Below are 25,053 nucleotides of genomic sequence, written 5' to 3' on the forward strand. Positions count from 1 at the left end.
CAAACTACCTGCTCGGGTATCGCCGAGGCCTCTGCCGGACTACGCCTTCAGTACAGGCCGTCAGATCAGGCCGGTCAGAAGAAGCCCAGCGGATTGATGTCGTAGCTCACCAGCAGGTTCTTGGTCTGCTGGTAGTGCTCGAGGGCCACCTTGTGGGTCTCGCGGCCGACGCCGGACTTCTTGTAGCCGCCGAAGGCGGCGTGGGCCGGATACTGGTGGTAGCAGTTGGTCCAGACACGGCCGGCCTGGATGCCGCGGCCCATGCGGAAGGCGACATTCATGTCGCGGCTCCAGACGCCCGCGCCGAGGCCGAACTCGGTGTCGTTGGCGATGGCCAGGGCCTCTTCCTCGTCCTTGAAGGTGGTCACCGCCACCACCGGGCCGAAGATCTCCTCCTGGAAGACGCGCATGCTGTTGTGGCCCTTGAGCAGGGTCGGCTGGATGTAATAGCCGTTGTTGATGGCCGGGTCCAGGGTCTCCTGATGGCCGCCGGTCAGGAACTCGGCGCCCTCCTCCCGGGCGATGTCCATGTAGGACATGATCTTGTCGAACTGCTCCTGGGAGGCCTGGGCGCCGACTTGGACGTCGGTATCCAGCGGGTTGCCGCGCTTGATCGACAGGGTGCGGTCCACGACCCGGGCCATGAAGTCGTCGTACATGCTCTCCTGGATCAGCGCGCGAGAGGGGCAGGTGCACACCTCGCCCTGGTTGAAGAAGGCCAGCACCAGGCCCTCCACGGCCTTGTCGATGAATGTCGGCTCGGCCTTCATGATGTCGGCGAAGTAGATGTTCGGCGACTTGCCGCCCAGCTCCACGGTGGAGGGGATGATGTTCTCGGCGGCGCACTTGAGGATGTGCGCGCCCACCGGAGTGGAGCCGGTGAAGGCGATCTTGGCGATGCGCTTGCTGGTGGCCAGCGCCTGGCCGGCCTCGGCGCCGTAGCCGTTGACGACGTTGAGCACCCCGGGCGGCAGCAGGTCGCCGACCAGTTCCATCAGCTTGAGGATGGAGGCCGGGGTCTGCTCGGCGGGCTTGAGCACCACGCAGTTGCCCGCCGCCAGCGCCGGCGCCAGCTTCCAGACGGCCATCAGCAGCGGGAAGTTCCAGGGGATGATCTGCCCCACCACGCCCAGCGGCTCGTGAAAGTGGTAGGCCACGGTGTTGGCGTCGATGTCCGCGGCGGAGCCTTCCTGGGCGCGGATGCAGCCGGCGAAGTAGCGGAAGTGGTCGATGGCCAGCGGCAGGTCGGCGTTCAGCGTCTCACGCACCGCCTTGCCGTTGTCCCAGGTATCGGCCACGGCGAGCATCTCGAGGTTCTGCTCCATGCGATCGGCGATCCTGAGCAGCAAGTTGGAGCGCTCGGCGGCCGAGGTCTTGCCCCAGGCCGAGGCGGCGGCATGGGCGGCGTCCAGGGCGAGGTCGATGTCCTCGGCGGTGGAGCGGGGAATCTCGCAGAACACCTCACCGTTGACCGGGCTGACGTTGTCGAAGTACTGCCCCTTCACCGGGGGCACGAACTCGCCGCCGATGTAGTTGCCGTAGCGCGGCTCGAAGCTGACGACCGAACCGGCCTGGCCGGGGTTGGCGTAGATCATGGCGTGACTCCTGAATATTGTCGTTGTGGAGGTTCATCGTTCAGTCTTGGTGAGCGCGGCCGTTCGCGACATACTCCGGTGGCAGGAGCCGGCCTCCTCCTTCGGGAGGAGGCCCAGACGTCGCGCTCGGTGCGCCGCCACGAAGGCGCGATGCGCATCGCGCCTTTATGAGCGTTACCGGTGGCGTCTCACGACGTCATGTCGAGTACCACGCGCCCTTCGATGCGGCCCTCGATCATGCGCTGGAAGACCTCGTTGATGTTCTCCAGCCTGTCGGTAGCCACCGTGGCCTTGACCTTGCCCTCGCCGGCGAAGTCCAGCGACTCCTGCAAGTCCTGGCGACTGCCGACGATGGAGCCGCGGATGGTCAGGCCGTTGAGCACGGTGCCGAAGATCGGCAGCGGGAAGTCCCCCGGCGGCAGGCCGTTGAGCACCAGGGTGCCGCCGCGGCGCAGCATGCCCTGGGCCTGATCGAAGGCCTTGGGCGAGACCGCCGTGACCAGCGCCCCGTGGGCCCCGCCGATCTCCTTCTTGATATAGGCTGCCGGGTCGATCTTCATGGCATTGACCGTCACCGCGGCGCCCAGCCGCTCTGCGAGCGCCAGCTTGCCGTCGTCGATATCGACGGCCGCCACGTTGAGCCCCATGGCCCTGGCGTACTGCACTGCCATGTGGCCCAGGCCGCCGATGCCGGAGATCACCACCCACTGGCCGGGGCGGGTGTCGGTCATCTTCAGCCCCTTGTAGACCGTGACGCCGGCACACAGCACCGGGGCGATCTCGAGGAAGTCGACGTTATCGGGCAGGCGCCCCACGTAGCCGGCGTCCGCCAGGGTGTAGTCGGCGAAGCCGCCATTGACCGAATAGCCGGTGTTCTGCTGCGACTCGCACAGCGTCTCCCAGCCACCCAGGCAGTGCTCGCAGTGGCCGCAGGCGGAGTAGAGCCAGGGCACCCCGACGCGATCGCCCTCCTTGACGTGGGTGACGCCCTCGCCCACGGCCACGATGTGTCCCACGCCCTCGTGGCCGGGAATGAACGGGGGCTCGGGCTTGACCGGCCAGTCGCCGTGGGCGGCGTGCAGATCGGTGTGGCAGACCCCCGACGCCGCCACCTTGACCAGGATCTCCCCGCGCTGGGGTCGGGGCGTCGGCACCTCCTCGATGGTCAGCGGTTCGCCGAACTGGCGTACCACGGCGGCCTTCATCGTTGCGTCCATCTCGAATCTCCTTTTCCTTGTCGCGGGTTCACTGGCCGCGCCAAGGGGATGGTTCACGGCCTCCCTCCAGTCTTGGTCAGCGGGACCTTGTGGGACATACTGCGTTGGCAGGAGAGCGCTTCCCCCTTCGGTAGGAGGCGAGACGATGCCAGGAGGACTGCCATGCACACCCTGATGGTCGCCGATGACCATCCGCTGTTTCGCGAGGCCATCGGCGCGGTGATCGCCGCCGGGCTGCCCGACAGTCGGCTGCTGGAGGCCGACAGCCTGGCCCACGCCCTGCAGCAGGCCGAGCAGCACGCGGACGTCGATCTGGTGCTGCTGGATCTCGGCCTGCCCGATGCCAGCGGGCTCGAGGGACTCCGGGCGCTGCGCGAGGCGTATCCGGCGCTGCCGGTGGCGATCCTCTCCGCCGACCAGGAACGGCGCACCATCCTCGAGGCCATCGATCTCGGCGCGGTGGGCTATATCCCCAAGTCGACGCCGCGCCGGGAGCTGCAGGCGGCCCTGACCCGCCTGCTGGAGGGACAGCTCTACCTGCCGGCGGACATCATGCGCCGCCCCCCGGCCGCCACGCCTCCGCCGGCTCCGAGCGAGGGGGATTCGCGGGACGCCGAGCGGCTGCGCCTGGCCGAGCTCACCGACAAGCAGCTCGAGGTGCTGATCCGCCTCTCTCGCGGCGCCTCCAACAAGGTGATCGCCCGCGACCTGGAGATCGCCGAGACCACGGTGAAGACCCACGTCTCGGCGATCCTGCGCAAGCTTCACGTCTCGGGCCGCGTCCAAGCGATACTCGCCGCCGGCGCGCTCGATCTCGAGGCCCTGCTGGCCGAGCGCCACGCCCCGTCACCCTGAGCCTTCGCCTCGCAGTCCGACCAGCTGCATGCGCAGCCGCAGCGGCTTCACGGGCTTGAGCAGGCAGCCGTAGCCCAACTGGCGGGTCAGGCTCTTGATCGAGGCGTCGTGATTGGCGGTGATCACCACTACCTCAAGCCCCGGCTGGCGCTCGCGCAGCCGCGCCGCCACCGCGAGGCCGTCGGGGTCGCCCTCCCCCAGGTGATAGTCGACCAGCAGCACCTCGGCACGTTCCTCCTTTGCCTGCACCTCCAGGTCGGCCAGGCAGGTGGCGGTGCGCACCCCACAGCCCCAGCCGGCGAGCAGCGCCGCCATGCCCTCGCAGATCTCGGGATCGTCGTCGACGACCCAGACCCGCATGCCCGCCAGGATGTCGCCCTCCCAGGCCGGCGCCGAGGCCGGGCCGCGCGCCGGCGATGCCGGCAGCCGGCCATAGGGAACGCGCACCGCGAACAGCGAGCCGCGCCCTGGCACCGAGGCCAGGCGCAGGGGATGATCGAGGATCCCGGCGATGCGATCGACGATCGCCAGGCCCAGCCCCAGGCCGCGATCCTCGGCGTCGCGGCGCTCACCCAGGCGCTGGAACTCCTGGAAGATCGCCTCGCGCTGCGCCTCGGGAATGCCGGGTCCGGTATCGCCCACCAGGATCTCGAGCCCGCCGGGGCGGCGACGGCAGCCCAGCAGGATCCGGCCATGCTCGGTGTAGCGGATGGCATTGGTCAGGAAGTTACGCACCACCCGCGCCAGCAGCGCCAGGTCCGAGGCGATGACCGCCTCGCTGCCCACGTAGTGCAGCGCGAGCCCCCGGGCCGCGGCCATCTGCCGGAACTCCTCGGCCAGCACGTCGAGCAGCCGGGCGACGGGGAACGGGGCGATGTCCGGCTCGAGCACGCCGGCGTCGAGCCGCGAGATGTCCACCAGGGTGCCGAGCAGCGCCTCCACGTCCGTGAGGGAGCGGCCGACATGCCCCACCAGGCGGGTCGATGCGGCGGGCAGCTCGTGCTCCTCAAGGGCGCTGGTGAACAGCCGGGCGGCATTCAGCGGCTGCATCAGGTCGTGGCTGACCGCGGCCAGGAAGCGCGTCTTGGAGAGGTTGGCCGCCTCGGCCTCGGCCTTGGCGGCATGCAGCTCGGCCAGGGTCTGCTGCAGGGCCTCGGTGCGCTCGCGGACCTGCTCGGCGAGCAGCACGGCATGCTCGAAGGCCGCATAGGGGGCGGCGCCCGCCACCCCGGCGGACTCCACCCGCTCCATCAGCGCGGCGGCGATCCGGCGCAGGCGTGCGTTCTCGGCGAGCAGCTCCCGCTCGCGGGGGGAGGCGTCCTCAGGAATCGCCCGCGGCCGGTCGAGATCCAATGGCGACCCCGGTGAAGGTCTGGTTGATGTGCATGCCATGATGCTGCTCCCCATAGGAGTTGAAGCCGATCACCCGCGAGCGGGCCAGCAGCCGCGAGGCCGCGTCCACCTGCTCCAGCGTTTCCAGCTCCAGCCGACGCAGGAAGCAGTCGCAGGCGATGATCAGCGCCGGGTCGCCGAGCCGCTCGGTGAGCCCAGCGAAGACCGCCTCGAGATCCTCGAGCAGGGGCGCCGGACGCATGGCGGTGAGCACGATGCCGTTCTCCACGGCGCAGTAGAAGCTCAGGCTGCCGTCGTCGTTGACCCGCTGGATGGCGCGCACGAAATACGCCTCGCCCAGCCGCACCGCCAGGGGGTGGCGGGCGAAGACCGCGGCATCCAGGGCCGCGACCGGCAGGCCCACCAGCCGGGCATACTCCTCGGCGGCCGGCAGGGCGTTGAGCTCCAGCACCCGGCGGCGCTCGCGATCGGCCCGGGTGACCACCAGCTTCTCGCCGCGCGGGCGCAGGTGGTGGGTGGTGAAGACCTCGAAGGGCAGCCGGGTGTTGATCAGCACCACCACCGCGGCCTGGCCGTGGAAGCGCCCCTCGGCATGCACATGGGTATGGGCCAGGCGATTGTCGTCGCCGGCGGAGCCGCCGAAGCTGGGGATGCGCCCCAGGGCGGCATCCAGGGTCGCCAGCACCTGCTCCTCGCAGCTGGAGAGGCCGTCGAGCAGCGTCAGGGCGAAGCTGTGCTCGGCCAGGGGCGCCAGGGCGCGATCGCGACAGTCGTCGAGCAGGCCATCGACCAGGCGCTGGGCGCGCATCGGGTCGAAGCCCGTCAGGTCCTCGACCAGCGCACAGGAGACCGCGAAGTGGCGCCGGTCGAGGCCGATGGCGACGATGCAGCCGCGCCCGTAGCCCACGGGGGTGATCTCCCCGGCGGTGGTGCAGCCCGCCACCGGCACGCCGGCAAAGGCCGCGTCCAGGGCCTCGGAGAGCGCCGCCAGAGGATAGTCGGCGCTGCAGAAGAACAGCACGAAGCCGAGCTCGGGGTGGCGCAGCGCGTCGGCGAGCTCCCGCGCCGCGGCCCGGGGATCGCTGCGGCGGCTGACGGCCGTGCGCAACGGCACACTCTCGTCGGCCGGGCCCGGGTCTGACGTGCCCTGGTCTGAAGCGCCACCGAGCCCGGGGCTGGCGGGGAAAAGATCACGCATATCGGCCTGCCTGTCGGGTTTGGGGCAGTGTATGCCCCGGGGCCGGGAGCGACAACGCCGAGCCATGGTGCTGCCGTTTCGCGTCTTACGGTGCGCAGGCGGCTTGGTACTTTCTGCTGATCCGTGACCGAAATTGACCGATATCAAGGAGGGAGGGAACCCCGTGCGTCTACCTTAGTTGGACGGTGCCCAGAAGAGGCCCGAATGACAAAAAAACGGAGATGCCCATGCCTGCCTGCCTGCCCGACATACCCGCTCGTCCCAGCCCCGCCGATCAGCCGCTGTCGCTAACGTACGACCACGAGTCGCGCGAGATGGAGCGCTACCGCGGCCTGGCCCTGAGCTTCCTGCCGACCCGCCCCCACATCAGTCGCCTGATGGCCGCCCTGGGCATCGAGTGCGAGCAGCGCCTGGGCGCCCTGGAGACCCTCGCCGAGCAGCTGCAGCGGCGTCACTGCCTGCCGGCAAACCTCGCCCGGCGTCGGGTCCTCGCGGAGCAGTACCGGCTGCACCTGTTCATCAGCGACGACGCCATGGCCTCCCAGACCCTGAGCTACGCCCTGGCCTTCGCCCAGCACTCGCTGCAGTTCAGCGAACTGATGGCCCGGCACTGCCAGCTAGCGAGACTCGATGCCCTGCTCACCCGCTTCGTCGACGGCAAGCGCCATGAATGCCGGCTCCTCGAGGAGGTTCGCGACCAGACCCAGCGTGCGGCCGTGGGGACCTGATCCACCACCAGGCGGCCTCGACGCCACGACCCGGCCCGGCTCAGCCCGACTCGTCCCGGACCTGGTTCACTCGGCTGACGACCAGGCCTCCAGCGCCACCAGCGTCATGGCCAGGCAGCGATGCAGCGCGCTCAGGATGACGGCGACCTCTTCCAGTCGCTCCTGTGCGCCGAGCCGTTCCAGCTGGCCGGCCAGTCCGGCGACCCGCATCGCCCCCAGACTCGAGGACTCTCCCTTGAGCCGATGGGCGAGGTACTCGACTTGGCGGGCGCCCCCCTCGACCAGGGCCTGTTCGAGTCCCGCCAGGTGCTCCGCCGCCTGGTGCCGGTAGAGGGTGATCAGCGCCGTCAGCCCCTGTCGACCCAGGCTCTCCTCCAGCGACGACAGCGTCGCCTCCTCGAGCGGCGAGTCGGCCGCGGGGGGCGGCTCGCCACGCGGCAGGTGGCGATGCAGCAGCGCCACCAGGGCCTGCTGGAAGAGCGGCTTGGTCAGGTAGCCGTTCATGCCGGCGGCCAGGCAGCGCGCCTGATCGCCGCTCGGTCCGCCGGCGGTCATGGCCACGACCGGCACCTCGGCCGACCAGCCGCCCTGGGCGCGCAGCCGCCGGGTCGCCTCCAGCCCATCCATGCCGGGCAGCTGCACGTCCATGAAGATCAGGTCGAAGTGCTCACGGGCCGCCCAGGAGAGCGCCACGTCCGCGGCCTCGGCGACGCTGACCCGACAGCCCAGGCGCTCGAGCATGGCGCGGGCCACCTGCTGGTTGACCGGGTCGTCCTCGACCACCAGCAGCCGGGCGTCGGCCAGGCCTCCCTGGGCGGCGGGCACCGCCACGTCGGCCGCGACCTCGCCGGCCGTCGCCTCCGGCAGCGTCAACACGAACCAGAAGCGGCTGCCCCGGCCCGGTTCGCTCTCGAAGGCGAGCCGTCCGCCCTGCGCCTCGACCAGGCGCTTGCTGATGACAAGCCCGAGCCCGGTGCCGCCGAAGCGGCGCGCGGTGGAGGGGTCGCCCTGCTGGAAAGGCTCGAACAGCTGACGCTGGCTCTCGGGGGCAATGCCGATCCCGGTGTCGACGACCTCGAACAGCACCGGCCCCTCGCCCAGGGCGCGGACGCCCAGCCGCACCTCGCCCTGCTCGGTGAACTTGATGGCATTGGAGAGCAGGTTGAGCAGCACCTGGCGCAGGCGGCCGGCATCGCCCAAGAGTCGCGTCGGCAGCCGAGGATCCAACTCGCACTCCAGGCGCAACCCCCGGGCCTGGGCGCGCGGCGCGAACAGTGCGACCGCCCCGTCGATCAGCTCGGCCAGGTCGAAGGGGCGCTCCTCGAACTCCAGGCGCTGGGCCTCGATCTTGGAGAAATCCAGGATGTCGTTGATCAGCTCGAGCAGCCGCTGGGCGCTGTCGTGAATGGTGTCGGCGAAGTGGCGCGCCTTCACGGGCAGCGGCTGATCCTGCAGCAGGTCGCTCATGCCGATCACGCCGTTGAGCGGGGTACGGATCTCGTGGCTGACCGTCGCCAGGAACTCCGACTTGGCGCGACTCGACGACTCGGCGCGCTGCGCGGTGACCTCGAGCTCGCGGCTCAGGGTCTCCAGCTCGCGTCGGGCGGCGGCGTTGTCGCGGGACTCGCGAAACAGGAAGACCACCACCAGCGATGCCGCCAGGCTCATCGCGAGGATCAGCAGCAGCAGCACGCCGTAGAGCGTCTGCAGCGTGCGTCGTTCCCGGGTAGTGGCCTCGGCCAGGTGGCCATTGATCGCGATGATCAATCGCTCGGTGACGCCCCCCAGGATCCCCAGCCGCGAGATCAGGTGGCTCCGGGCATCACCGTCGAGGCGCTCCAGGCTGCGCAACTGCGCATCCATGGCATCGAGATGCGACTCGACCTGCGCCACCAGCTCCTCGGCGATGTCGATCTTGGCGAGCAGCTTGGTGATGTCGCCCTCCTTCAGCAGGTTGAGGCGGCTGTAGAGCAGCTCCAGGCGGATGCGCATGGCCAGCAGCGGCCGCTGTGCCGCCGGATTGGGGCGGGCCAGGAAGCTTTTCAGCTCCACAGTGTCCCGATCGAGCTTGTAGGCGTGCCAGACGGCATTGCCACCCACGCTTTCGGAGAGGGCGTGCTGGCGCCAGGCGACCAGGCCGACCACCACCAGGGCGGCGGCGAAGAACAGCAGGGCGGCGATGGCGCCCAGCTTCAGACGCAGGGGGTAGTGCAGCATCAGGCCTCCTCGCCCGGGGCCTCTCAGGGCACGATGATCCGTTCGACGTGCCAGACCGAGCGGAAGCGCACCGCCTCGGTCAAGAGCTCAGGATGCGCATCGAAGGGATAGACGACGAACAGCGGGCCGTAGTCGCGGATGCCCAGCGGCTCGCCATCGCGTGACATGGCGAGGATCACGTCGTGGTCATAGAAGTCGGACAGCGGGGCCTGCGCCTCGAAGTCGTTGAGGGCCCGGATGCGCAGGCAGTCGCCGTCGGCCCCGACGGCCTCGAGCAGGGCCCGGACCAGGGGCCCCTCGAAGCGCCCCTTGTCGCTATGCCAGGGCGTGTGGGTCTCGATGACCCGCGACGGCAGGGCCTCGAGCATGGCGCGATCGAAGTGCGCCTCGTCACCCACGTTGGGATGGGCGATATCCCCGCTGAGGGTCAGGATCACCCTGCCGGTGGGCTCGGGCAGGGACGCCGACTGGGCTGGGTCTGACGATGACGGATGGTCCTGATCGTGGGGGTGGGCCTGGGCGTGAGGCAGCGCGAACAGCAGCCACAACAGTGGTGCCAGCAGGCGAACGATGAATCCGGTCGACATGAGCGGGATTCCTGAGACAAGAAGACCGGCACAGAGTACGTCACTCGGCGCCCGAGGTCAGGACATGGAGAGCCGGAAAGCAAAAGGGGCGCCAGGGCGCCCCTCTTGTCTCCATTGATGTGATGCCACCGATACCCATGCCGCGAGACGGGTATCGTCTCAGCTTTCCAGCTTCTCGAGCGGTTCGATGCGCACCAGGTCCTCGTAGGCATGCCAGCTGGCATGGCCCAGCACCGGCAGGATAAGGGCCAGGCCGATATAGAAGGTCATGACCCCGACCAGCACGCAGCCAGTAAGGATGGCCGCCCACAGCAGCATCGGACGGAAGTTCTTGGCCACCGAACGGATGCTGGCCTCGATGCCCTCCATGAAGGTGAGATCCTGATCCATCAGGGTGGGGATGGCCACCACGCTGATGGTGAAGGCGCCGAAGGCCAGCACGGCGCCGATCGCAGTACCCACGGCCAGCATGATCAGGCCGTCGGGGGTGGTCAGCAGCGAGGCATAGAGCGTCTCGGGGTTGGGTGCCTCGAGGCCGAAGAACAGCGCAAACAGCAGGGTGGCCAGGCGAATCCAGGCGAGGAAGAAGATCATCATCATCACGCCCATCATCGCCAGCTGCCCGGCGTGCCCCTTCCAGGCGCCGAACGCATCACCGAGGTTGGGAACGCGCCCCGCCTCGATCGCCCGGCTGATGCCGTAGGAACCCACCGCCACCAGCGGCCCGAGGAACATGAACCCGGCAATCAGCGGCAGCAGCCAGTGCCACAGCCCCAGCGTGAAGGCACCGGCGGTGATGGCGATACTCAGCCCCACCCAGAACATGCCGTAGGCAAGACTGACCGAGGTGGCCTGGCGAAAATCCTCGAAGCCCGCCGCCAGCCAGGCTCGTGGCTTGTCCATACCCACTGACCGGATGTTGATCCTGACATTGGGCGCAGCAGTCTTGTCCTGCTCTCTGGTTGCCGCATTCATGGTCACACCCCTGTTTCCGCCTTTGGTGTCCCGGTTCCGCCGGGCCGGTTCGGGGCGCATCTCGACGCGTGGCCGACAGGCGCCCGTCATCTCTTAACGTCTGATTAATGTAGACGACGGCCGCCGTTCACGCAGAGGGCACAAGCGCGAATCCCTCAACGCACAGTGTCCTCACGAGACGGATCGGCCAGGCGTTTGGCGAGGATCATCACCCGCATGGCACCAGCGGCGAGGACTCGCCCAAATGCGAACGCCTCTCCTGAGGAGAGGCGTTCGCAGGGTGCTACGTTATTGCCATCGGCCAGGATGGCATCATGCCCACTCAGCGCACGATCATCACCGACATCTTCGAGTGATGCACGACGTGCTCGGCATTGGGCCCGAGCACGTAGTCGACGAACTTGCGCTTGTTGTGGGAGGCCATGACGATCAGGTCGATCTCGAGCTGCTTCGCCGCATTGATGATCGCCTCCCACGGCGAGCCATCGACGATAACGCTCTGGACGGTGATGTCCTCTGGCACGTGTTCACGGATGAACTCGTGCTGGGCGTCGGAGACCGCTTTATGCGCCTTCTCGGCGAAGTTCTTGGGGAAGTAGGAGCCCACCAGCGGCATGCGGTAGTCGGGCAGCACCGTCACCACGTGCAGCGAGGCACCGAAGCTCTGGCACAGCGCCAGGGCCGTGGGCAGCGCCTTCTCCCAGGACGCCTCCTCGTTGAGATCCACCGGCAACATGATCTTGGAGTACATGGTTGCGCCTCCTTCAGGCTTGAGCCAGGGCGGCATCGCGATCGCGCCGCCGCCGTTGCAGCATCAGGACGAGGCCGAACACCAGGAAGGCGGGAATCCACATCCACTCCTTGGTCCAGCGGTCCACCGGAGCCAGGACCTGGATGATCTCCTGGTCGAAGTCGAAGCCCATGTCGGCGGCCTGACTGCCGTAGGCGACCATATCGACCACGGCCCTCTCATCTTCGATAAACAGTTCCAGCCCAAGGTTCTCCAGGCGCTCCTCGCCGGTCTCGCCCTCCGGCACCGGCAGCGTCATGTAGGTGGTCATGGGATCGCCGTAGGCGTCCAGACCCGCTATCTGCAGCCGCAGGGTGGTGTCATCGCTGACGCTACCCAGCGTCTCGACGAACTGGGCCGGCGGGATATCCTGATAGGGGTCGTGGATCATGTCCATCCAGAACCCCGGCCGGAACAGCGTGAAGGCCACCAGCAGCAGCAGGATGGATTCGTACCAGCGGCTGCGAGTCACCATGAAGCCCTGGGTGGCCGCCGCGAAGATCAGCATCGCCACCGTGGCCACCACGAAGATCAGGATCCCCTGTAGCCAGGAGACGTCGATCAGCAGCAGATCGGTGTTGAAGATGAACAGGAACGGCAGCGCCGCGGTACGCAGGCTGTAGTAGAAGGCTTGGAAGCCGGTGCGCATGGGGTCACCGCCCGACACCGCCGCCGCGGCGAAGGAGGCCAGGCCCACCGGCGGTGTCACGTCGGCCATGATGCCGAAGTAGAACACGAACAGGTGCACCGCGATCAGCGGCACCAGCAGGCCATTCTGCTCACCCAGCTGGACGATCACCGGCGCCAGCAGCGCCGAGACCACGATGTAGTTGGCGGTGGTGGGCAGGCCCATGCCGAGGATCAGGCTGAGCACCGCCGTGAGCAGCAGGATCAGCATGAGGTTGCCCATGGAGAGCACCTCGACCACGTCGGCCAGCACCAGGCCCACCCCGGTCTGGGACACGGCGCCGACGATGATGCCGGCGGTGGCCGTGGCGATACCGATGCCGATCATGTTACGCGCACCGGTCACCAGCCCGCTCCACAGGTCCATCACCCCTTCGCGGAGATCCGTCGCCATGTCGCTGCGGCCGCGGAAGATCGAGGTGATCGGACGCTGGGTCAGCATGATGAAGATCATCAGCACCGTCGCCCAGAAGGCCGACAGCCCCGGCGAGAGGCGCTCCACCATCAGGCACCAGATCAGCACGACGACCGGCAGGATGTACTGCAGGCCGACCAGCACCGTGGGGCGCGTCTGGGGCAGGGTGTAGACCGGCTCGTTGGGATCGTCGAGCTCCAGCTCGGGATAGCCGGCGGCCACCTTCAAGAGGCCCACGTAGACCGCCGCCAGCACCACGGCGACCAGCCAGGGGGTGGCATCGCCCAGCAGCGGCTTGATCCAGCCCAGGCCGTAATAGACCACCATGGCCGTGATCATCATCAGCAGCAGGCCGCCGAGGAAGCCGATCACCTTGCGCACCAGGGGCTTGGGCGGATTGCTGCTCTGCAGGCCCTGCATGTTGGCCTTGAGGGCCTCGAGGTGCACGATGTAGATCAGGGCGATATAGGAGATCAGCGCCGGCAGGAAGGCGTGCTTGATCACGTCCACGTAGGAGATGCCGACGTACTCGACCATCAGGAAGGCCGCGGCCCCCATCACCGGCGGCATGATCTGGCCGTTGACCGACGATGCCACTTCCACCGCCCCCGCCTTCTCGGCAGAGAAGCCGACGCGTTTCATCATCGGCACGGTGAAGGTGCCCGTGGTCACCACGTTGGCGATCGAGGAGCCGGAGATCAGACCGGTCATGCCGGAGGCCACCACGGCGGCCTTGGCCGGCCCGCCCTTGTAGTGACCAAGCAGCGAGAAGGCGACCTTGATGAAGTAGTTACCCGCGCCCGCCTTGTCGAGCAAGGCACCGAAGAGCACGAACAGGAAGACGAAACTGGTCGAGACCCCCAGCGCGATGCCGAAGACCCCCTGGGTCGTCAGCCACTGGTGGTTGACCAGGCCGAACAGGCTCACCCCGCCATGCGCCAGGATGCCAGGCATCCAGGGGCCGGCCAGGCTGTAGAAGAGAAAGACGCTGGCCACGATCATCAGCGGCGGCCCGAGGGCACGCCGGGTGGCCTCGAGGAGCAGCACGATACCGACCACCCCGATGATCACGTCCTGCAGGATGGGGGCGCCGGGGCGCTGGGCCAGCTGCTCGTAGAACATGAACATGTAGGCGCCACAGAAGGCCGCGGCCGCGGCCAGCACCCAGTCCTGGATGGGAATGCGGTCTCGCGGCGAGCGCTGCAGCGCCGGATAGGCCATGTAGGCCAGGAAGAGCGCGAAGGCCAGGTGAATCGATCGGGCCTCGGTGGCATTGAAGACCCCGAAGCCCAGAATGAACGGGATCGGCGAGGCGATCCACAGCTGGAAGAGGGACCACACCGCGGCGATGCTGACCAGCAGCTTGCCCGGCATTCCGGCCGGCTTGCGCGCCCCCGAGTCGGTAGAGGCGACCATATCCTCCAGGTCGACCTCATCACCCGGAGACCTCATCTTGTCCTCGGTCATAAGCGAGCCCTGCTCTAAGTTATCGATTGACACTGGTAATCATTCGTCAGAACCAGAGTGCGCGGCCACCGCTCGGGATGACCGCGCACTCAACACCTGGATGAGGTGATCTCAGGTACCGGAGATCACTCGATCCAGCCCTGCTCGCGATAGTAGCGTGCGGCGCCCTCATGCAGCGGGGCCGACAGACCGGAGCTGACCATCTCCTGCGGATCGAGATTCTCGAAGGCCGGGTGCAGGCGCTTGAAGCGATCGAAGTTGTCGAAGATCGCCTTGACCGTCTGGTAGACGACCTCATCGTCGGTGTTGGAATCGGTCACGAAGGTGGCCGCCACGCCGAAGGTGGGCACGTCATCCGGGTTGCCCTTGTAGATGCCGCCGGGGATGAGCACCTTGGAGTAGAAGGGATGCTCCGCGACGATCTCGTCGATGACAGGACCCTCCAGCGGAACGAGGCGGGCATCGACGGTGGTGGTGGCCTCCTGCAGGGAACCGTTGGGGTGGCCGACCACATAGACCATGGCGTCGATGTTGTTGTCGGACAGGGCCGCGGCCTGCTCGGCGGCACCTAGCTGGGAGGCCAGGGAGAAGGTGTCCATGGTCCAACCCTTGGCCTCCATGACCACTTCCATGGTGTTGCGCTGGCCAGAGCCCGGGTTGCCGATGTTGACGCGCTTGCCTTCCAGGTCGTCGAGGCCTTCGATGCCGGCATCGGCGCGGGCCAGCATGGTCAGCGGCTCGCCGTGGACACGGAAGACGGCCCGCAGTTCCTCGTAGGCATCACCATCGAAGTTCCCGGTACCGTTGTAAGCCTGGTACTGGACGTCGGACTGCACCACGCCCATGTCCAGCTCGCCGGACTTGATGCCGTTGATGTTGGCCACCGACCCGCCGGTGGAGGGCGCGTTGCACTTGATGTTGGCGTCTTCCAGACGGTTCACCAGGCGACAGACGGACTGGCCGACCACGTAGTAGACGCCGGTCTGGCCACCGGTACCGATGGTGATGTACTTCTCTTCCTGGGCCATGGCCGGCGATGCAAACATCGCAGCTCCCAGCAGCGCGCCGGAAAAGGCAGCAGCGGAGAAAGCATGACGTTTCATGAACACACCTCTTGTGTTGTGAAAACGGATTCCGTGTAGTGGCAGTCCCGATCCTGAACCGCCGACGGCTCTTAGCCGCTCCCCCCTACTTTAGCGAAAAAAGCGATCGTATGATGCGGCCTTTATGCTTACGAGGGAGTCTAGACACAGCGTAGATCACGCGAGCGTTAATTTTTCGCGGCGCTGTCCACGTATGGGCGTCGAGGCTGCCGCGGGAATAGACTGACGAATGGATTGAAAAGCAGCGGCCCGAGTCCCGCCATCAGCAGGCCCCGCCACAGGAGACACCATGCAGATACTCGCCGGTCAGATCAGCATTCCGACGACTCGCTGTCGCGCCGACCAGCTCACCCACCTGCACCAGCTGGCGAATCGCCTGCGTGTGGCCTGTGACGATGGCGTGCCGGATATCATCGTGCTGCCGGAGCTCGCCGCCCAGGAATACAGCGACGACGCCTTCGACTGCCTGGAGGCGCTGGACGACGATCTCGGCGGCCCGGTGGTCGAGGCATTCACCGAGCTGGCCCGGGAACTGGGCACTGCCATCGCCTTCGGCATGGCGCGCCGCGCGGGCAGCCGCCGCCATATCAGCCAGGTGCTGGTCGGCCCCGACGGCCGCCTGGCCGGCGTCTACGACAAGCTCCACTGCGCCCAGTTCGGAGCCTCGGGCGAGGCGGCCCACTTCTCGCCCGGCGAGCAGCTGCTGGTCACCGAGATCGCCGGCTGGCGGGTCGGCGTGGTCATCTGCTATGACCTGCGCTTCCCGGAGCTAGCGCGGCGCCTGGCCGACGAGGGGGTCGAGCTGATCCTGCATCCGGTCGCCTTCACCCGCGACTTCAGCTTCGCCAGCTGGCACGCCTTCGTCACCACCCGCGCCATGGAGAACCAGCTCTACTGGCTGAGCCTGAATCGCGCCGGCGCCGAGTGGGGTCAGTCGCTGTTCTGCCCGCCGCTGGTCGACGACGACCACCCCACCCTTACCTTCGGCACCGGCGAGGAGTGGCAACGGCTGACCCTGGACAAGGCGGCGCTTCGCGAGGCGCGCCGCCGCCTGCCGCTGGGCACGGACCGGCGGGCGGACCTTGATGCCCTGCCGATGTGGACGCCAGACTGAGAGCAGGCCAGGCCATCGAGGAGTCGCGTCATGACCGAACGAATCGAATGCGTCCAGGGGGATATCGCCCACCAGGCCGATATCGATACCGTGGTCAATGCCGCCAACGCCCAGCTGAGAAGCGGCGGCGGCGTGGCGGGCGCCCTGCACCGGGCCGCCGGCCCGGCACTCGCCGAGGCGTGCCGGCCGCTGGCGCCGATCCGCCCCGGCCAGGCGGTGATCACCGAGGCCTTCGCGCTGCCCAACCGCCACGTGATCCACTGCCTGGGGCCGGTCTACGGTGTCGACGAGCCCGCCGACGAGCTGCTCGCGGCCTGCTACCGCCACGCCCTGGAGCTGGCCGAGCGCCACGGGGTCCGCTCGATCGCCTTCCCCGCCCTCTCCGCCGGGGCCTTCGGCTACCCGCCGGCCGAGGCGGCGAGGATCGCGATCTCGACGGTGCTCACCACCCTGCCCCGCTGCCCAGGCATCGAGCGCGTGCGCTTCGTGCTCTTCGACGCCACCAGCCGGGACCTGCATCAGCGCACCCTGGCCACCCTGGAGAGCGGCACGGCGTCACAGAGGGAGTGAGTGCACCGACAGGCATGGCCGGTCGCGGGCAGCGGGAGAGCCGCCCGCGACGGCCTCAGACGTTGTAGCCCAGCACCCGGGGCAGCCACAGGGCGATCTCGGGGAAGAGCGCCACCAGCGCCAGGGCGACCGCCATGGCGACCACGAACAGCAGCGCCCAGCCCACGGTCTGTTCCAGGCGGATCTTCGCCACCTCGGTGGTCACCATCAGGTTCACCGCCACCGGCGGGGTGAACTGGCCGATGGCGATGTTCATGGCCAGCAGGATGCCGAACCACACCGGGTTCCAGCCGAAGTGCTGCATCACCGGGATCAGGATCGGCATCATGATCAGGTAGATCGAGATGGCATCCAGCACCATGCCGGCCAGCAGGACCGCCAGCATGATCAGGATCAACAGCAGCGTGCCGTTGTCGGTGAGTCCGACGATCCACTCCGCCAGGTGACGAAAGGTGCCGAGCATGGTGCCGGCCCAGGCGAAGATGCCGGCCAGGGCGATGATCAGCATCACCACCCCGGAGATCACCGCCGCCTCGCCCAGCAGCTCCCAGAGATCCCGCCAGCGCATCTCCCGGGTCAGGAAGAGTCCCACCAGGGCCCCATAGGCCACCGCCGCCACCGCCGCCTCGGTGGGCGTGAAGAGGCCGCTGCGAAGCCCCCCGAGGATGATCACCGGGGCGAAGAGCGCCGGCAGCGCCTGCCGGAAGCTCTCGCCCACCCGGGGCCGCGCCGCGGCCTCCCCGCCTCCGACTCCGCCTTCCCAACCGTGGCGGCGGGAGACCAGCACCGCCGGCCCGAGTAGCGCCAGCCCGGCCAGGATGCCGGGGAAGAGGCCCGCCGCGAACAGGGCCCGCAGGTCCACCCCGGGCACCACGATGGAGTAGAGGATCAGTGCCACCGAGGGCGGGATCAGGATCGCCGTCGACGCCGAGGCGGCGATCAGGGTGGCCGAGAAGGGCTTGGGGTAGCCGGCCCTGGTCATGCTCGGCAGCATCACCATGGCCACCGCCGCGGCGTCGGCGGGGCCCGAGCCGCTCATGCCCCCCATGATCATGCAGACCAGCACCGCCACCACGGCCAGGCCGCCGTGACGCGGGCCGATCAGCGCCTGGGCGAAGCGTACCAGCCGCGCCGCCACCCCGGCCCGCTCGAAGATCAGGCCGGTGAGGATGAACAGCGGGATGGCGATCAGCGGGTACTTGGCGATGCCGTTGTAGGTATTGGTGCCGAGCGTGGCCAGCATGGCCGGCGAGAGCCCGGCCAAGATGCCCACGGCCCCGCCCAGGCTCAGCGCGAAGGCCACCGGGACCCCGCTGATCAAGAGGCCCACGAAGGCGAGCAGCATCCACAGATCAGGACTCATCCTCTAGCCCCCCGCGCAGGCGATCCAGCGTCTGCTGCACCTGGCGCAGCAACATCAGCCCCGAGAGCAGCGGCAGCCAGGCCAGGTACCACCATTGCGGCAGGCCGAGTCCCGGCGAGAGCGAGCCCCACTGGATCTCCTGCCAGGTCATCCTGGCGCCGTACCAGGTGATCAGCCCCAGCACGGCCAGTCCGCAGGCCCCCTGGAAGAGGATCAGGGCCCGGCGCGGCGCCCACGGCAGGGCCCGCTCCAGCATGGCGATGCGGATATGGCCATTGCGGCGCAGGGCCACCGAGGCGCCGCCGAAGGTCAGCACCACCAGCAGGAACACCGAGAACTCCTCGGTGAAGGCGAAGGAGCCGCCGGTGAGGTAGCGCACCACCACGTTGGCCAGGCTGATCAGGCTGATGTTCAGGATCGCCAGGGTCGCCAGCAGGCGTTCGAGTCTTGCGTCGGGACGTTTCATGGGCGTCGGGTGTCAGCGGAGTCGATACGAGATCGGCCCCGCCAGGGGCCGATGAGAAGGGCCGATGAGCGGGGCCGAAGGGACTGAGGACTAGGGGTCAGTCCGGCTGCATGTCGGTACGGGCGGCCTCGACGATCGCCTCGCCGATGCGCGGCACCCATTCGTCATGAACGCTCTCGGTGGCCTCGACGAAGGCCTGGTGCTGGGCCTCGTCGAGCTCGGTGACCGTGACGCCGCGCTCCTTGATCGCCGCCAGCCGCGCGGGCTCCTCCTCGCGGGTCATGGCGATCTCCCAGGCACCGGCCTCCTCGGCGGCTTCGCGCAGGAGGGTGCGCTCCTCTTCGGAGAGGGAATCCCAGACCTGCCGGTTCACCGCGAAGACCAGGGGGTCGTTCATGTAGTTCCAGAGGGTCAGGTGCTCCTGTCCCACCTGGTCGATCCGGGCCACGTCGAACACCGACAGCGGGTTCTCCTGGCCGTCCACCGCCCCGGTGGTCAGCGCCGGCTTGGCATCGGCCCAGCTCATCTGGGTGGGGTTGGCGCCCAGCGCCGTGAAGGTGTCCTGGAACAGCGGCGAGCCCACCACGCGGATCTTCAGCCCCTCGAGGTCGGCCGGCTCGTCGATGGGGCCCTGGGAGTTGGAGAGCTGGCGAAAGCCGTTCTCGCCCCAGGCCAGCGGCACCACGCCGCGCGACGCGATGGCCTCGAAGATCATCTCCCCGGCCGCGCCGCCGGTGACGGCATCGACCGCCTCGACGTCGGGCATGAAGAAGGGCAGCGAGAAGAGGTTCAGTTCCGGCACCTGGGGCGACCAGTTGATGGTCGAGCCCACGGCCGCATCGATCAGTCCCGAGCGCATGGCCGAGAATTCGCGAGTCTGGTCGCCGCTGACCAGCTGGGAGTTGGGGTAGACCCGCAGGGTCAGGTCCCCGCCGGAGCGCTCGGCGACCCGCTCGGCCCACTTCTCGGCGGCCTGCCCCCAGGGGAAGGCGTCGGAGAGCACGGTGGAGACGGAGAGCTCGCGGGCCTGAACGGACGAGGAGACGGAGAAGGCAGCGCTGACGAGCAGGACGCCGGCCAGGGCGGCGGCACCTCTGCGCGCGGGGCGTGATGAAGGCATGGCGTGTCCTTAGTTGTGCTGGGCGCGGGGCGGCCCGTCGGCGGCCACCCCGGCATCGTTGTGGGCAGGGCGTCATCGACACCGCGAGCCTCAAGATGCCCTGTCATCCCGGCGTCATGCAAGGGACGCCAAGCCCGCCGGCTGTCCCCGCATTCAACGGAGTTGCTATGCTGTCAGGCTTTTCGCCGACCCTCCCCGAGGAGACATCGTGCCGCTTCGTGACCTGGCCCTGGGCCTCGCCGTCATCGCCATCTGGGCGCTGAACATCATCGTCATCAAGCTGGGGGTGGTCGAGCTTCCCCCGCTGCTGCTGACCACGCTGCGCTTCGCCCTGGTGGCGGCGCTGCTGGTGCCGTTCCACCCGGTGGCCCGCCACCAGCTGCCCTTCCTGGCCCTGCTCTCGGTGACCTTCGGCACCCTGCACTTCGCCCTGCTGTTCATCGGACTGGGCCAGGCCGAGGCGGGCACCGGCGCGCTGCTGGTGCAGATGGGCACCCCCTTCGCCACCCTGCTCGCCGTGGTGTTTCTCAAGGAGCGCCTGGAGCCGCGTCGCGGGGTCGGCCTGGCGCTCTCCTTCGCCGGGGTCGCGGTACTGGCCGGTGGCCCGACGCTGCCGGCGCCGCTGCCCACCGCCCTGCTGCTGCTCAGCGCCCTGGGCTGGGCCATCTCGCAGCTGCTGATCAAGCAGGGACCCAACGTCTCGCCCATGGCACTGGCCGGTTGGGTGGCACTGTTCGCCACGCCCCAGGTGGCCCTGGGTTCCTGGTGGTTCGAGGAGCATCAGTGGCAGGCCATCGCCGCGGCCAGCTGGGCCGGCTGGGGCGCGGTGTTCTACACCGCGGTGATGTCCTCCATCGTGGCCTACGGCCTCTGGTACGGCCTGCTGCGCCGCCATCCGGTCAACCGCGTGGTGCCGCTGACCCTGCTGATGCCGGTGGGTGCGGTGCTGCTGGGGCTGGTGCTGATGGGCGACGGCCTGGGCCCGCACAAGCTCATCGGCGGTGGGCTGGTGATCGCCGGGCTGGCGCTGATCGTGCTGCGCCTCGGCCCGCGCCGCCCGGCACCTTGATCAGGGAGTCGTCGGCTCGGAGGCCTGGCCCGCGCAGAGCCCGCCGCCGTCCGGCCAGCTGACGCAGTCCCCCGCCGCCACGCCCATCGCCTCGAGGGCGCCGGCATTGACCTCCAGGGCCGCGCGGTAGGGCACGCCGGGGCGGGTCACCGGGCAGTCGCCGGGCGCATCGGCGGTGCAGGGCGTCATCTGGTGGATCTCGGCGATGCGGCCGGCCTCATCGATGAAGGCGATGTCCAGCGGGATCCGCGTGCGATACATCCAGAAGCCGTTGCGCGAGGGCTGGCGCCGATCGTAGAGGAAGAGCATGCCGGTCCCCTCGTCGAGATCGTTGCGCTCCATCAGGCCGCGGCTGCGCTCGCGGATGCTTCGTGCCACCTCCACCTCGAGGCGCTGCGGCCCCTGGGCGCCGTGGATGACCAGCGGCACGCTCTCGAGAGACGGGGCGGCATCGGGCTCGGCGGCGAGCAGCGGGCGCGGCAGCAGGCCGGCCGCGGGCAGCAGAGCCAGGCCCAGCAGCAGCTGGCGACGGGTGGCATTCATGGGGGGCTCCTCAGCGGTCGGAAAGATCGGCGGGCTTGATGTCGGCGGGTTCACCATCGATGGGTTCAACGTCGACGGGCTCATCATCGGCGGGCTCATCATCAACGGACGGCGCGCCGGCCTCGGGCATCAGGTGGATCCCGGCGGCGAGCAGCGAGACGCCCACCCGCTCGCCCCGGGCCAGGCCGTTGCGGCGCGCCGCATGGGTGGGCAGCTCGAAGCGCAGGGTATCGTCGCAGTGATCGAAGGCCAGCGCCACGAAGCTGATGCCCCCCAGCACCGCCATCTCCACCACTCGGCCCTGGACGGGGTTCTCGCGCTCGCCCCGCGAGGGACGGCCGCGACGGTGCAGCACCACGTCCGACGGCGGCAGGTACCAGTTGACCCGCTGCCCCGGCGAGAGCCGCTCGAGGCCGTGGGTCACCTCCAGCCGCCAGGGGCCCCACTGCAGCCAGCGCCCGGACGCGTCGTCCGCCACGCGGCCCGCGAAGACGTTGTGGCGATCGAGCAGCCGCGCCACCGCAGGGCTCGCGGGGCGGCGGAAGAGCTCCTCGGCCGGCGCCTGCTGCAGGCTGCGGCCGGCATGCAGCACGCAGAGCCGATCCGCCAGGGCGGCAGCCTCGTCCAGGTCGTGGGTGACCAGCACGATGGGAATGCGGATCTCGTCGCGCAGCAGGGCCAGCTCCCGCTGCAGGCGCCGCCGGGTGACCTGGTCTACCGCCGAGAAGGGTTCGTCGAGCAGCAGCACCCGCGGGTTGCGCGCGAGGGCCCGGGCCAGGGCGACACGCTGACGCTGGCCGCCGGAGAGCGCCGCGGGATGGCGGTCGGCGAGCCCGTCGAGACGTACCCGGGCGAGCCACTGCTCGGCGGCCAGGCGCCGCTCGGCGGCAGGCAGGTGATCCAGCGCGACCATGACGTTGCCCCGTGCCGTCAGGTGCGGGAAGAGCGCATAGTCCTGGAACACCAGCCCCACGCGGCGCTGCTGGGGGCGCAGCGAGCGCCCCGCCGCGGCCTCGAACCAGGTCTCCCCGGCGCAGCGGATGACGCCGCCCGCCGGCCGGTAGAGCCCGGCGATGGCGCGCAGCAGGGTGGTCTTGCCGCTGCCCGAGGGCCCCACCAGGGCCAGCAGCTCCCCGGCCTCGCAGTGGAAGTCGGCGGCCAGCGGGATCGGCCCGGGCTGGTGCAGGCTGACCGCCAGCCGCTCGCCGTTCGCCTGCGGCTGGGCGCCTCGCGTCGACTCAGCCACGGCGCCACCTGCGTCGCCCGGCCAGCCCGTAGACCAGGCCGATGGTCAGGAAGGAGACCAGCAGCAGCATGGCCGACATCACCGCCGCCCCCGCCTCGTCGAAGGCCTGGACCCGGTCGTAGATGGCGATGGCCAGGGTGCGCGTCTCGCCGTCGATGGCGCCGCCGACCATCAGGATCACCCCGAACTCGCCAAGGGTGTGGGCGAAGGTCAGCGCCAGGGCCGAGATTAGCCCCGGCCACACCAGCGGCAGCTCGATGCGCCAGAGCGTCTGGCTCGGCGAGAGGCCGCTGCACCAGGCCGCCTCGCGCAGGTTGGGGGGGATCGTCTCGAAGGCGCGCTGGATCGGCTGCACGGCGAAGGGCAGGTTGGCGACCAGCGAGGCGAGCAGGATGCCGGTGAAGGTGAAGTTGAGCCCGCCGCCGGTCAGCGACTGCCAGACGGCGCCGAACGGCGCCTGCACCCCGAAGGCCTGCATCAGGTAGAACCCCAGCACCGTGGGCGGCATCACCAGCGGCAGCGCCACCAGCGCCTCGCAGAGCGCGCGGCCGCGAAAGCGCGACAACGCCAGGGCACGCCCCAGCCACAGCCCCACCGGCAGCAGCAGCAGGCAGGTCAGCCCCGCCAGGCGCAGCGAGACCGAGAGCGCCGTCCAGTCCATCAGCGCGCGTCCGTCTGGGTCAGGGTCGGCGGCTGGAAGCCGAAGCGCGCCAGGATCTCGCGCGCCTCCTCGCCCTGCAGCCAGGCGTAGAGGGCGCGGGCCGACTCGCCCGCGCCGGGCATCAGCGCCATGCGCTGGCGCAGCGGCGCGTGCCGGTCGGCGGGGATCAGCACGACCTCGGCCCGCTCGGCGAGTGTGGGGGCCAGGGCCAGCGAGTAGGCCACCAGCCCGCCGCGGGCCTCGTCGGCCAGGGCGAAGCGCGCGGCCTGGGAGACGTTCTCGCCCATCACGCGAAGCGGCGCCGAACCCTCCCAGAGCCCGGCCTGCTGGAGCGCCTGGCGCGCGGCGATGCCGTAGGGGGCGTGCTCCGGATTGGCGAGTGCCACCCGCGGGCGCCCCTCCCCCGCCCGGTGGGTGGCGATGGCCGCCTCGACGGCGGCGAGCGCGTCCTCCTCGCTCGGCAGAGCGCCGCGCCCGGGGGGCTGGATCCAGGCCAGCCGGCCGACCGCGTAGACCACCCCGGCATCCTCGGTGAAGCCCGCCTCGTCGAGGGCCAGCACGCTCTTCTCGTCCGCCGAGAGAAAGAGCTCGAAGGGCGCGCCCTGGGCGATCTGTCGCCGGAAGTTGCCGGAGGCGCCGTAGTTGATGCGCACCGGCGCGCCGCCCTGGGCACGAAAGCGCTCGATCAGTTCGGGGAAGGCGAATTGCAGTGAGGAGGCGGCGGCCACGGTGGCCGGCCCCGCGATCGCCGGGGAGGCGATCGCCAGCAGCCAGGCGGTCAGGGCGAGGCGGAGCACAGCGGTCATGAAGAGATCCAAAGCCCGAGTCAACGAGCCCGCATTGTCGGCCAGGTCCGCGGAGGGAACAAGGCGGGCGGCGCCGGAGCGCCGCCCGCCTTGATGCGCATCAAGGCCGGATCAGGCCTCGACCTCGCCGGCCTGGCCGAGGATCGCCATCAGGTCGATGCGGGTCTCCCGGGCGCTCAGGTCCAGCAGCGCCTCGAGGCTCTCCAGGTGTTCCAGGATGGCGCCCCGGGCGGCCTCGCCCTCGCCCGCCTTCAGGGCGGCCAGCAGCGAGGTGTGATCCCCCTCCAGGTAGCAGGAGCCGAGGCTCGGCCGCTTGTAGAGGGCGATCACGATGGAGGTACGCAGGATCAGGTCGGTGAGCATCGCGCCCAGCACGCGATTGGGCGACTGGTCGGCCAGCAGGTGGTGGATGGCCAGGGAGTGCTCGATGCGCGCCGGCTCGTCGCCGCGCCCGTGGGCCTCGACTTCGCGCTCGACCTCCTGCTCGAGACGCGCCGCCGAGGCGGCGTCGAGGCCGCCGGCCAACAGCGCGGCGACCTCGCCCTCGACCAGGCGCCGGGCGGCGAAGGTCTCGCGGGTCTCCTCGATGCTCGGCGCCCGCACTCGCGCCACCTGGTTGGGACGCTGATCGACCACGTGCTCGGAGGCGAGCCGGGTGAGGGCCTTGCGCACCACCGACCGGCTGACCCCGAACACCTCGCCCAGCGTCACCTCCGGCAGACGCGTGCCCGGCGGCAGGCGCTGCATCAGCACGGCGCGTCGCACCTGGTCGACGATATCCCGGTCGCTGATGCGACGCCCGGCCCTGACCTCGGCCAGCACCTCCTCCTGCCACTCCTCGTGCATGATCGTTCCTCTAGGTTGTTTGCCGACAGCTTCTCATCCCGTCACCGGAATGACCACAGCAG

The 25,053-nt window shown here is 69.3% G+C and carries 23 protein-coding genes; 5 read left to right on the forward strand and 18 right to left on the reverse strand.

Annotation, left to right across the window (positions count from 1 at the left end):
* Nucleotides 1–74 precede the first annotated feature (74 nt).
* Together exaC and adhP are read right to left on the reverse strand one after the other, a co-directional pair.
* The gene (exaC, locus tag ABE957_RS09345; RefSeq protein WP_349758401.1) at nucleotides 75–1,595 is read right to left on the reverse strand and encodes an acetaldehyde dehydrogenase ExaC; all 1,521 of its coding nucleotides are present in this window, start codon (nucleotides 1,593–1,595) and stop codon (nucleotides 75–77) included.
* A gap of 188 nt (nucleotides 1,596–1,783) precedes the next feature.
* Nucleotides 1,784–2,812: an alcohol dehydrogenase AdhP gene (adhP, locus tag ABE957_RS09350; protein ID WP_349758402.1), complete on the reverse strand. Its 1,029-nt coding sequence runs from the start codon at nucleotides 2,810–2,812 to the stop codon at nucleotides 1,784–1,786.
* Nucleotides 2,813–2,974: 162 nt separating this feature from the next.
* Between adhP and ABE957_RS09355 the strand changes: the two genes are divergently transcribed.
* Nucleotides 2,975–3,667, forward strand: coding sequence for a response regulator (locus ABE957_RS09355; RefSeq protein ID WP_349758403.1), 693 nt, complete (start codon nucleotides 2,975–2,977; stop codon nucleotides 3,665–3,667).
* Here the strand turns inward: ABE957_RS09355 and ABE957_RS09360 are convergent.
* Nucleotides 3,659–5,059 (reverse strand): ATP-binding response regulator, encoded by a 1,401-nt coding sequence (locus ABE957_RS09360; protein WP_349758404.1) that lies wholly within the window; start codon nucleotides 5,057–5,059, stop codon nucleotides 3,659–3,661. The two genes, ABE957_RS09355 and ABE957_RS09360, sit on opposite strands and share 9 nt — an antisense overlap.
* Nucleotides 4,989–6,128 (reverse strand): nitric oxide-sensing protein NosP, encoded by a 1,140-nt coding sequence (nosP, locus tag ABE957_RS09365; RefSeq protein WP_349758405.1) that lies wholly within the window; start codon nucleotides 6,126–6,128, stop codon nucleotides 4,989–4,991. Before nosP ends, ABE957_RS09360 begins: the two co-directional genes overlap by 71 nt.
* A gap of 317 nt (nucleotides 6,129–6,445) precedes the next feature.
* Between nosP and ABE957_RS09370 the strand changes: the two genes are divergently transcribed.
* The gene (locus ABE957_RS09370; protein WP_349758406.1) at nucleotides 6,446–6,946 is read left to right on the forward strand and encodes a hypothetical protein; all 501 of its coding nucleotides are present in this window, start codon (nucleotides 6,446–6,448) and stop codon (nucleotides 6,944–6,946) included.
* A gap of 66 nt (nucleotides 6,947–7,012) precedes the next feature.
* On the opposite strand, the gene ABE957_RS09375 is transcribed toward ABE957_RS09370, so the two are convergent.
* The 6 genes from ABE957_RS09375 to ABE957_RS09400 form a co-directional block, all read right to left on the reverse strand.
* On the reverse strand, nucleotides 7,013–9,163 hold the full coding sequence (locus tag ABE957_RS09375) for an ATP-binding protein (RefSeq protein ID WP_349758407.1): 2,151 nt from the start codon (nucleotides 9,161–9,163) through the stop codon (nucleotides 7,013–7,015).
* Nucleotides 9,164–9,186: 23 nt separating this feature from the next.
* Nucleotides 9,187–9,750, reverse strand: a complete 564-nt coding sequence (locus ABE957_RS09380; protein ID WP_349758408.1) for a putative pterin-binding protein — start codon at nucleotides 9,748–9,750, stop codon at nucleotides 9,187–9,189.
* A gap of 159 nt (nucleotides 9,751–9,909) precedes the next feature.
* Entirely contained in the window at nucleotides 9,910–10,725 is an 816-nt protein-coding gene (locus tag ABE957_RS09385) for a DUF2189 domain-containing protein (protein ID WP_349758409.1), read from the reverse strand.
* Between the two features lie 322 nt (nucleotides 10,726–11,047).
* A complete protein-coding gene (locus ABE957_RS09390) occupies nucleotides 11,048–11,476 on the reverse strand; it encodes a universal stress protein (protein WP_349758410.1) in 429 nt (142 codons plus the stop codon).
* A gap of 13 nt (nucleotides 11,477–11,489) precedes the next feature.
* Nucleotides 11,490–14,084, reverse strand: a complete 2,595-nt coding sequence (locus ABE957_RS09395) for a TRAP transporter permease (protein ID WP_349758411.1) — start codon at nucleotides 14,082–14,084, stop codon at nucleotides 11,490–11,492.
* Nucleotides 14,085–14,209: 125 nt separating this feature from the next.
* Nucleotides 14,210–15,187 carry a TAXI family TRAP transporter solute-binding subunit gene (locus ABE957_RS09400; protein ID WP_349758412.1) on the reverse strand — a complete coding sequence of 326 codons (978 nt, stop codon included), beginning with the start codon at nucleotides 15,185–15,187 and terminating at the stop codon, nucleotides 14,210–14,212.
* Nucleotides 15,188–15,476: 289 nt separating this feature from the next.
* Here ABE957_RS09400 and ABE957_RS09405 point away from each other — a divergent pair, with 289 nt between their 5' ends.
* Both ABE957_RS09405 and ABE957_RS09410 read left to right on the forward strand, forming a co-directional pair.
* On the forward strand, nucleotides 15,477–16,301 hold the full coding sequence (locus ABE957_RS09405; protein WP_349758414.1) for a carbon-nitrogen hydrolase family protein: 825 nt from the start codon (nucleotides 15,477–15,479) through the stop codon (nucleotides 16,299–16,301).
* Nucleotides 16,302–16,331: 30 nt separating this feature from the next.
* The gene (locus ABE957_RS09410; RefSeq protein WP_349758415.1) at nucleotides 16,332–16,871 is read left to right on the forward strand and encodes a macro domain-containing protein; all 540 of its coding nucleotides are present in this window, start codon (nucleotides 16,332–16,334) and stop codon (nucleotides 16,869–16,871) included.
* Nucleotides 16,872–16,926: 55 nt separating this feature from the next.
* On the opposite strand, the gene ABE957_RS09415 is transcribed toward ABE957_RS09410, so the two are convergent.
* From ABE957_RS09415 to ABE957_RS09425, 3 genes are all read right to left on the reverse strand, one after another.
* Nucleotides 16,927–18,234 (reverse strand): TRAP transporter large permease, encoded by a 1,308-nt coding sequence (locus ABE957_RS09415; RefSeq protein WP_349758416.1) that lies wholly within the window; start codon nucleotides 18,232–18,234, stop codon nucleotides 16,927–16,929.
* Complete coding sequence (locus ABE957_RS09420) at nucleotides 18,224–18,700, reverse strand: TRAP transporter small permease (protein ID WP_349758417.1); 477 nt, start codon at nucleotides 18,698–18,700, stop codon at nucleotides 18,224–18,226. The genes ABE957_RS09415 and ABE957_RS09420 overlap by 11 nt, the downstream gene beginning before the upstream one ends.
* A 97-nt stretch (nucleotides 18,701–18,797) precedes the next feature.
* Nucleotides 18,798–19,820, reverse strand: a complete 1,023-nt coding sequence (locus ABE957_RS09425; protein WP_349758418.1) for a DctP family TRAP transporter solute-binding subunit — start codon at nucleotides 19,818–19,820, stop codon at nucleotides 18,798–18,800.
* A 208-nt stretch (nucleotides 19,821–20,028) separates the two neighbouring features.
* On the opposite strand from ABE957_RS09425, the gene ABE957_RS09430 reads away from it, so the two are divergent.
* Complete coding sequence (locus ABE957_RS09430; RefSeq protein ID WP_349758419.1) at nucleotides 20,029–20,889, forward strand: DMT family transporter; 861 nt, start codon at nucleotides 20,029–20,031, stop codon at nucleotides 20,887–20,889.
* Here ABE957_RS09430 and ABE957_RS09435 read toward each other — a convergent pair whose 3' ends face one another.
* From ABE957_RS09435 to ABE957_RS09455, 5 genes are all read right to left on the reverse strand, one after another.
* On the reverse strand, nucleotides 20,890–21,432 hold the full coding sequence (locus tag ABE957_RS09435) for a DUF192 domain-containing protein (protein ID WP_349758420.1): 543 nt from the start codon (nucleotides 21,430–21,432) through the stop codon (nucleotides 20,890–20,892). It abuts the gene before it with no gap.
* Between the two features lie 10 nt (nucleotides 21,433–21,442).
* Nucleotides 21,443–22,678: an ABC transporter ATP-binding protein gene (locus tag ABE957_RS09440; protein ID WP_349758421.1), complete on the reverse strand. Its 1,236-nt coding sequence runs from the start codon at nucleotides 22,676–22,678 to the stop codon at nucleotides 21,443–21,445.
* Nucleotides 22,671–23,339: a molybdate ABC transporter permease subunit gene (gene modB / locus ABE957_RS09445; protein WP_349758422.1), complete on the reverse strand. Its 669-nt coding sequence runs from the start codon at nucleotides 23,337–23,339 to the stop codon at nucleotides 22,671–22,673. The genes ABE957_RS09440 and modB overlap by 8 nt, the downstream gene beginning before the upstream one ends.
* Nucleotides 23,339–24,145 (reverse strand): molybdate ABC transporter substrate-binding protein, encoded by an 807-nt coding sequence (gene modA / locus ABE957_RS09450; protein WP_349758423.1) that lies wholly within the window; start codon nucleotides 24,143–24,145, stop codon nucleotides 23,339–23,341. The genes modB and modA overlap by 1 nt, the downstream gene beginning before the upstream one ends.
* A gap of 111 nt (nucleotides 24,146–24,256) precedes the next feature.
* On the reverse strand, nucleotides 24,257–24,991 hold the full coding sequence (locus ABE957_RS09455; RefSeq protein ID WP_349758424.1) for a GntR family transcriptional regulator: 735 nt from the start codon (nucleotides 24,989–24,991) through the stop codon (nucleotides 24,257–24,259).
* Nucleotides 24,992–25,053 lie beyond the last annotated feature (62 nt).

It is taken from the genome of Halomonas pelophila, from assembly GCF_040196315.1.
Classification (GTDB): Bacteria; Pseudomonadota; Gammaproteobacteria; order Pseudomonadales; family Halomonadaceae; genus Halomonas; species Halomonas pelophila.

What these genes read in the sequence shown, in the direction of transcription:
- exaC (WP_349758401.1), bottom strand. Translation starts at nt 1,595, where the DNA reads ATGATCTACGCCAACCCCGGCCAGGCCGGTTCGGTCGTCAGCTTCGAG.
- adhP (WP_349758402.1), bottom strand. Translation starts at nt 2,812, where the DNA reads ATGGACGCAACGATGAAGGCCGCCGTGGTACGCCAGTTCGGCGAACCG.
- ABE957_RS09355 (WP_349758403.1), top strand. Translation starts at nt 2,975, where the DNA reads ATGCACACCCTGATGGTCGCCGATGACCATCCGCTGTTTCGCGAGGCC.
- ABE957_RS09360 (WP_349758404.1), bottom strand. Translation starts at nt 5,059, where the DNA reads ATGGCATGCACATCAACCAGACCTTCACCGGGGTCGCCATTGGATCTC.
- ABE957_RS09370 (WP_349758406.1), top strand. Translation starts at nt 6,446, where the DNA reads ATGCCTGCCTGCCTGCCCGACATACCCGCTCGTCCCAGCCCCGCCGAT.
- ABE957_RS09375 (WP_349758407.1), bottom strand. Translation starts at nt 9,163, where the DNA reads ATGCTGCACTACCCCCTGCGTCTGAAGCTGGGCGCCATCGCCGCCCTG.
- ABE957_RS09380 (WP_349758408.1), bottom strand. Translation starts at nt 9,750, where the DNA reads ATGTCGACCGGATTCATCGTTCGCCTGCTGGCACCACTGTTGTGGCTG.
- ABE957_RS09385 (WP_349758409.1), bottom strand. Translation starts at nt 10,725, where the DNA reads ATGAATGCGGCAACCAGAGAGCAGGACAAGACTGCTGCGCCCAATGTC.
- ABE957_RS09390 (WP_349758410.1), bottom strand. Translation starts at nt 11,476, where the DNA reads ATGTACTCCAAGATCATGTTGCCGGTGGATCTCAACGAGGAGGCGTCC.
- ABE957_RS09395 (WP_349758411.1), bottom strand. Translation starts at nt 14,084, where the DNA reads ATGACCGAGGACAAGATGAGGTCTCCGGGTGATGAGGTCGACCTGGAG.
- ABE957_RS09400 (WP_349758412.1), bottom strand. Translation starts at nt 15,187, where the DNA reads ATGAAACGTCATGCTTTCTCCGCTGCTGCCTTTTCCGGCGCGCTGCTG.
- ABE957_RS09405 (WP_349758414.1), top strand. Translation starts at nt 15,477, where the DNA reads ATGCAGATACTCGCCGGTCAGATCAGCATTCCGACGACTCGCTGTCGC.
- ABE957_RS09410 (WP_349758415.1), top strand. Translation starts at nt 16,332, where the DNA reads ATGACCGAACGAATCGAATGCGTCCAGGGGGATATCGCCCACCAGGCC.
- ABE957_RS09415 (WP_349758416.1), bottom strand. Translation starts at nt 18,234, where the DNA reads ATGAGTCCTGATCTGTGGATGCTGCTCGCCTTCGTGGGCCTCTTGATC.
- ABE957_RS09420 (WP_349758417.1), bottom strand. Translation starts at nt 18,700, where the DNA reads ATGAAACGTCCCGACGCAAGACTCGAACGCCTGCTGGCGACCCTGGCG.
- ABE957_RS09425 (WP_349758418.1), bottom strand. Translation starts at nt 19,820, where the DNA reads ATGCCTTCATCACGCCCCGCGCGCAGAGGTGCCGCCGCCCTGGCCGGC.
- ABE957_RS09435 (WP_349758420.1), bottom strand. Translation starts at nt 21,432, where the DNA reads ATGAATGCCACCCGTCGCCAGCTGCTGCTGGGCCTGGCTCTGCTGCCC.
- modB (WP_349758422.1), bottom strand. Translation starts at nt 23,339, where the DNA reads ATGGACTGGACGGCGCTCTCGGTCTCGCTGCGCCTGGCGGGGCTGACC.
- modA (WP_349758423.1), bottom strand. Translation starts at nt 24,145, where the DNA reads ATGACCGCTGTGCTCCGCCTCGCCCTGACCGCCTGGCTGCTGGCGATC.
- ABE957_RS09455 (WP_349758424.1), bottom strand. Translation starts at nt 24,991, where the DNA reads ATGCACGAGGAGTGGCAGGAGGAGGTGCTGGCCGAGGTCAGGGCCGGG.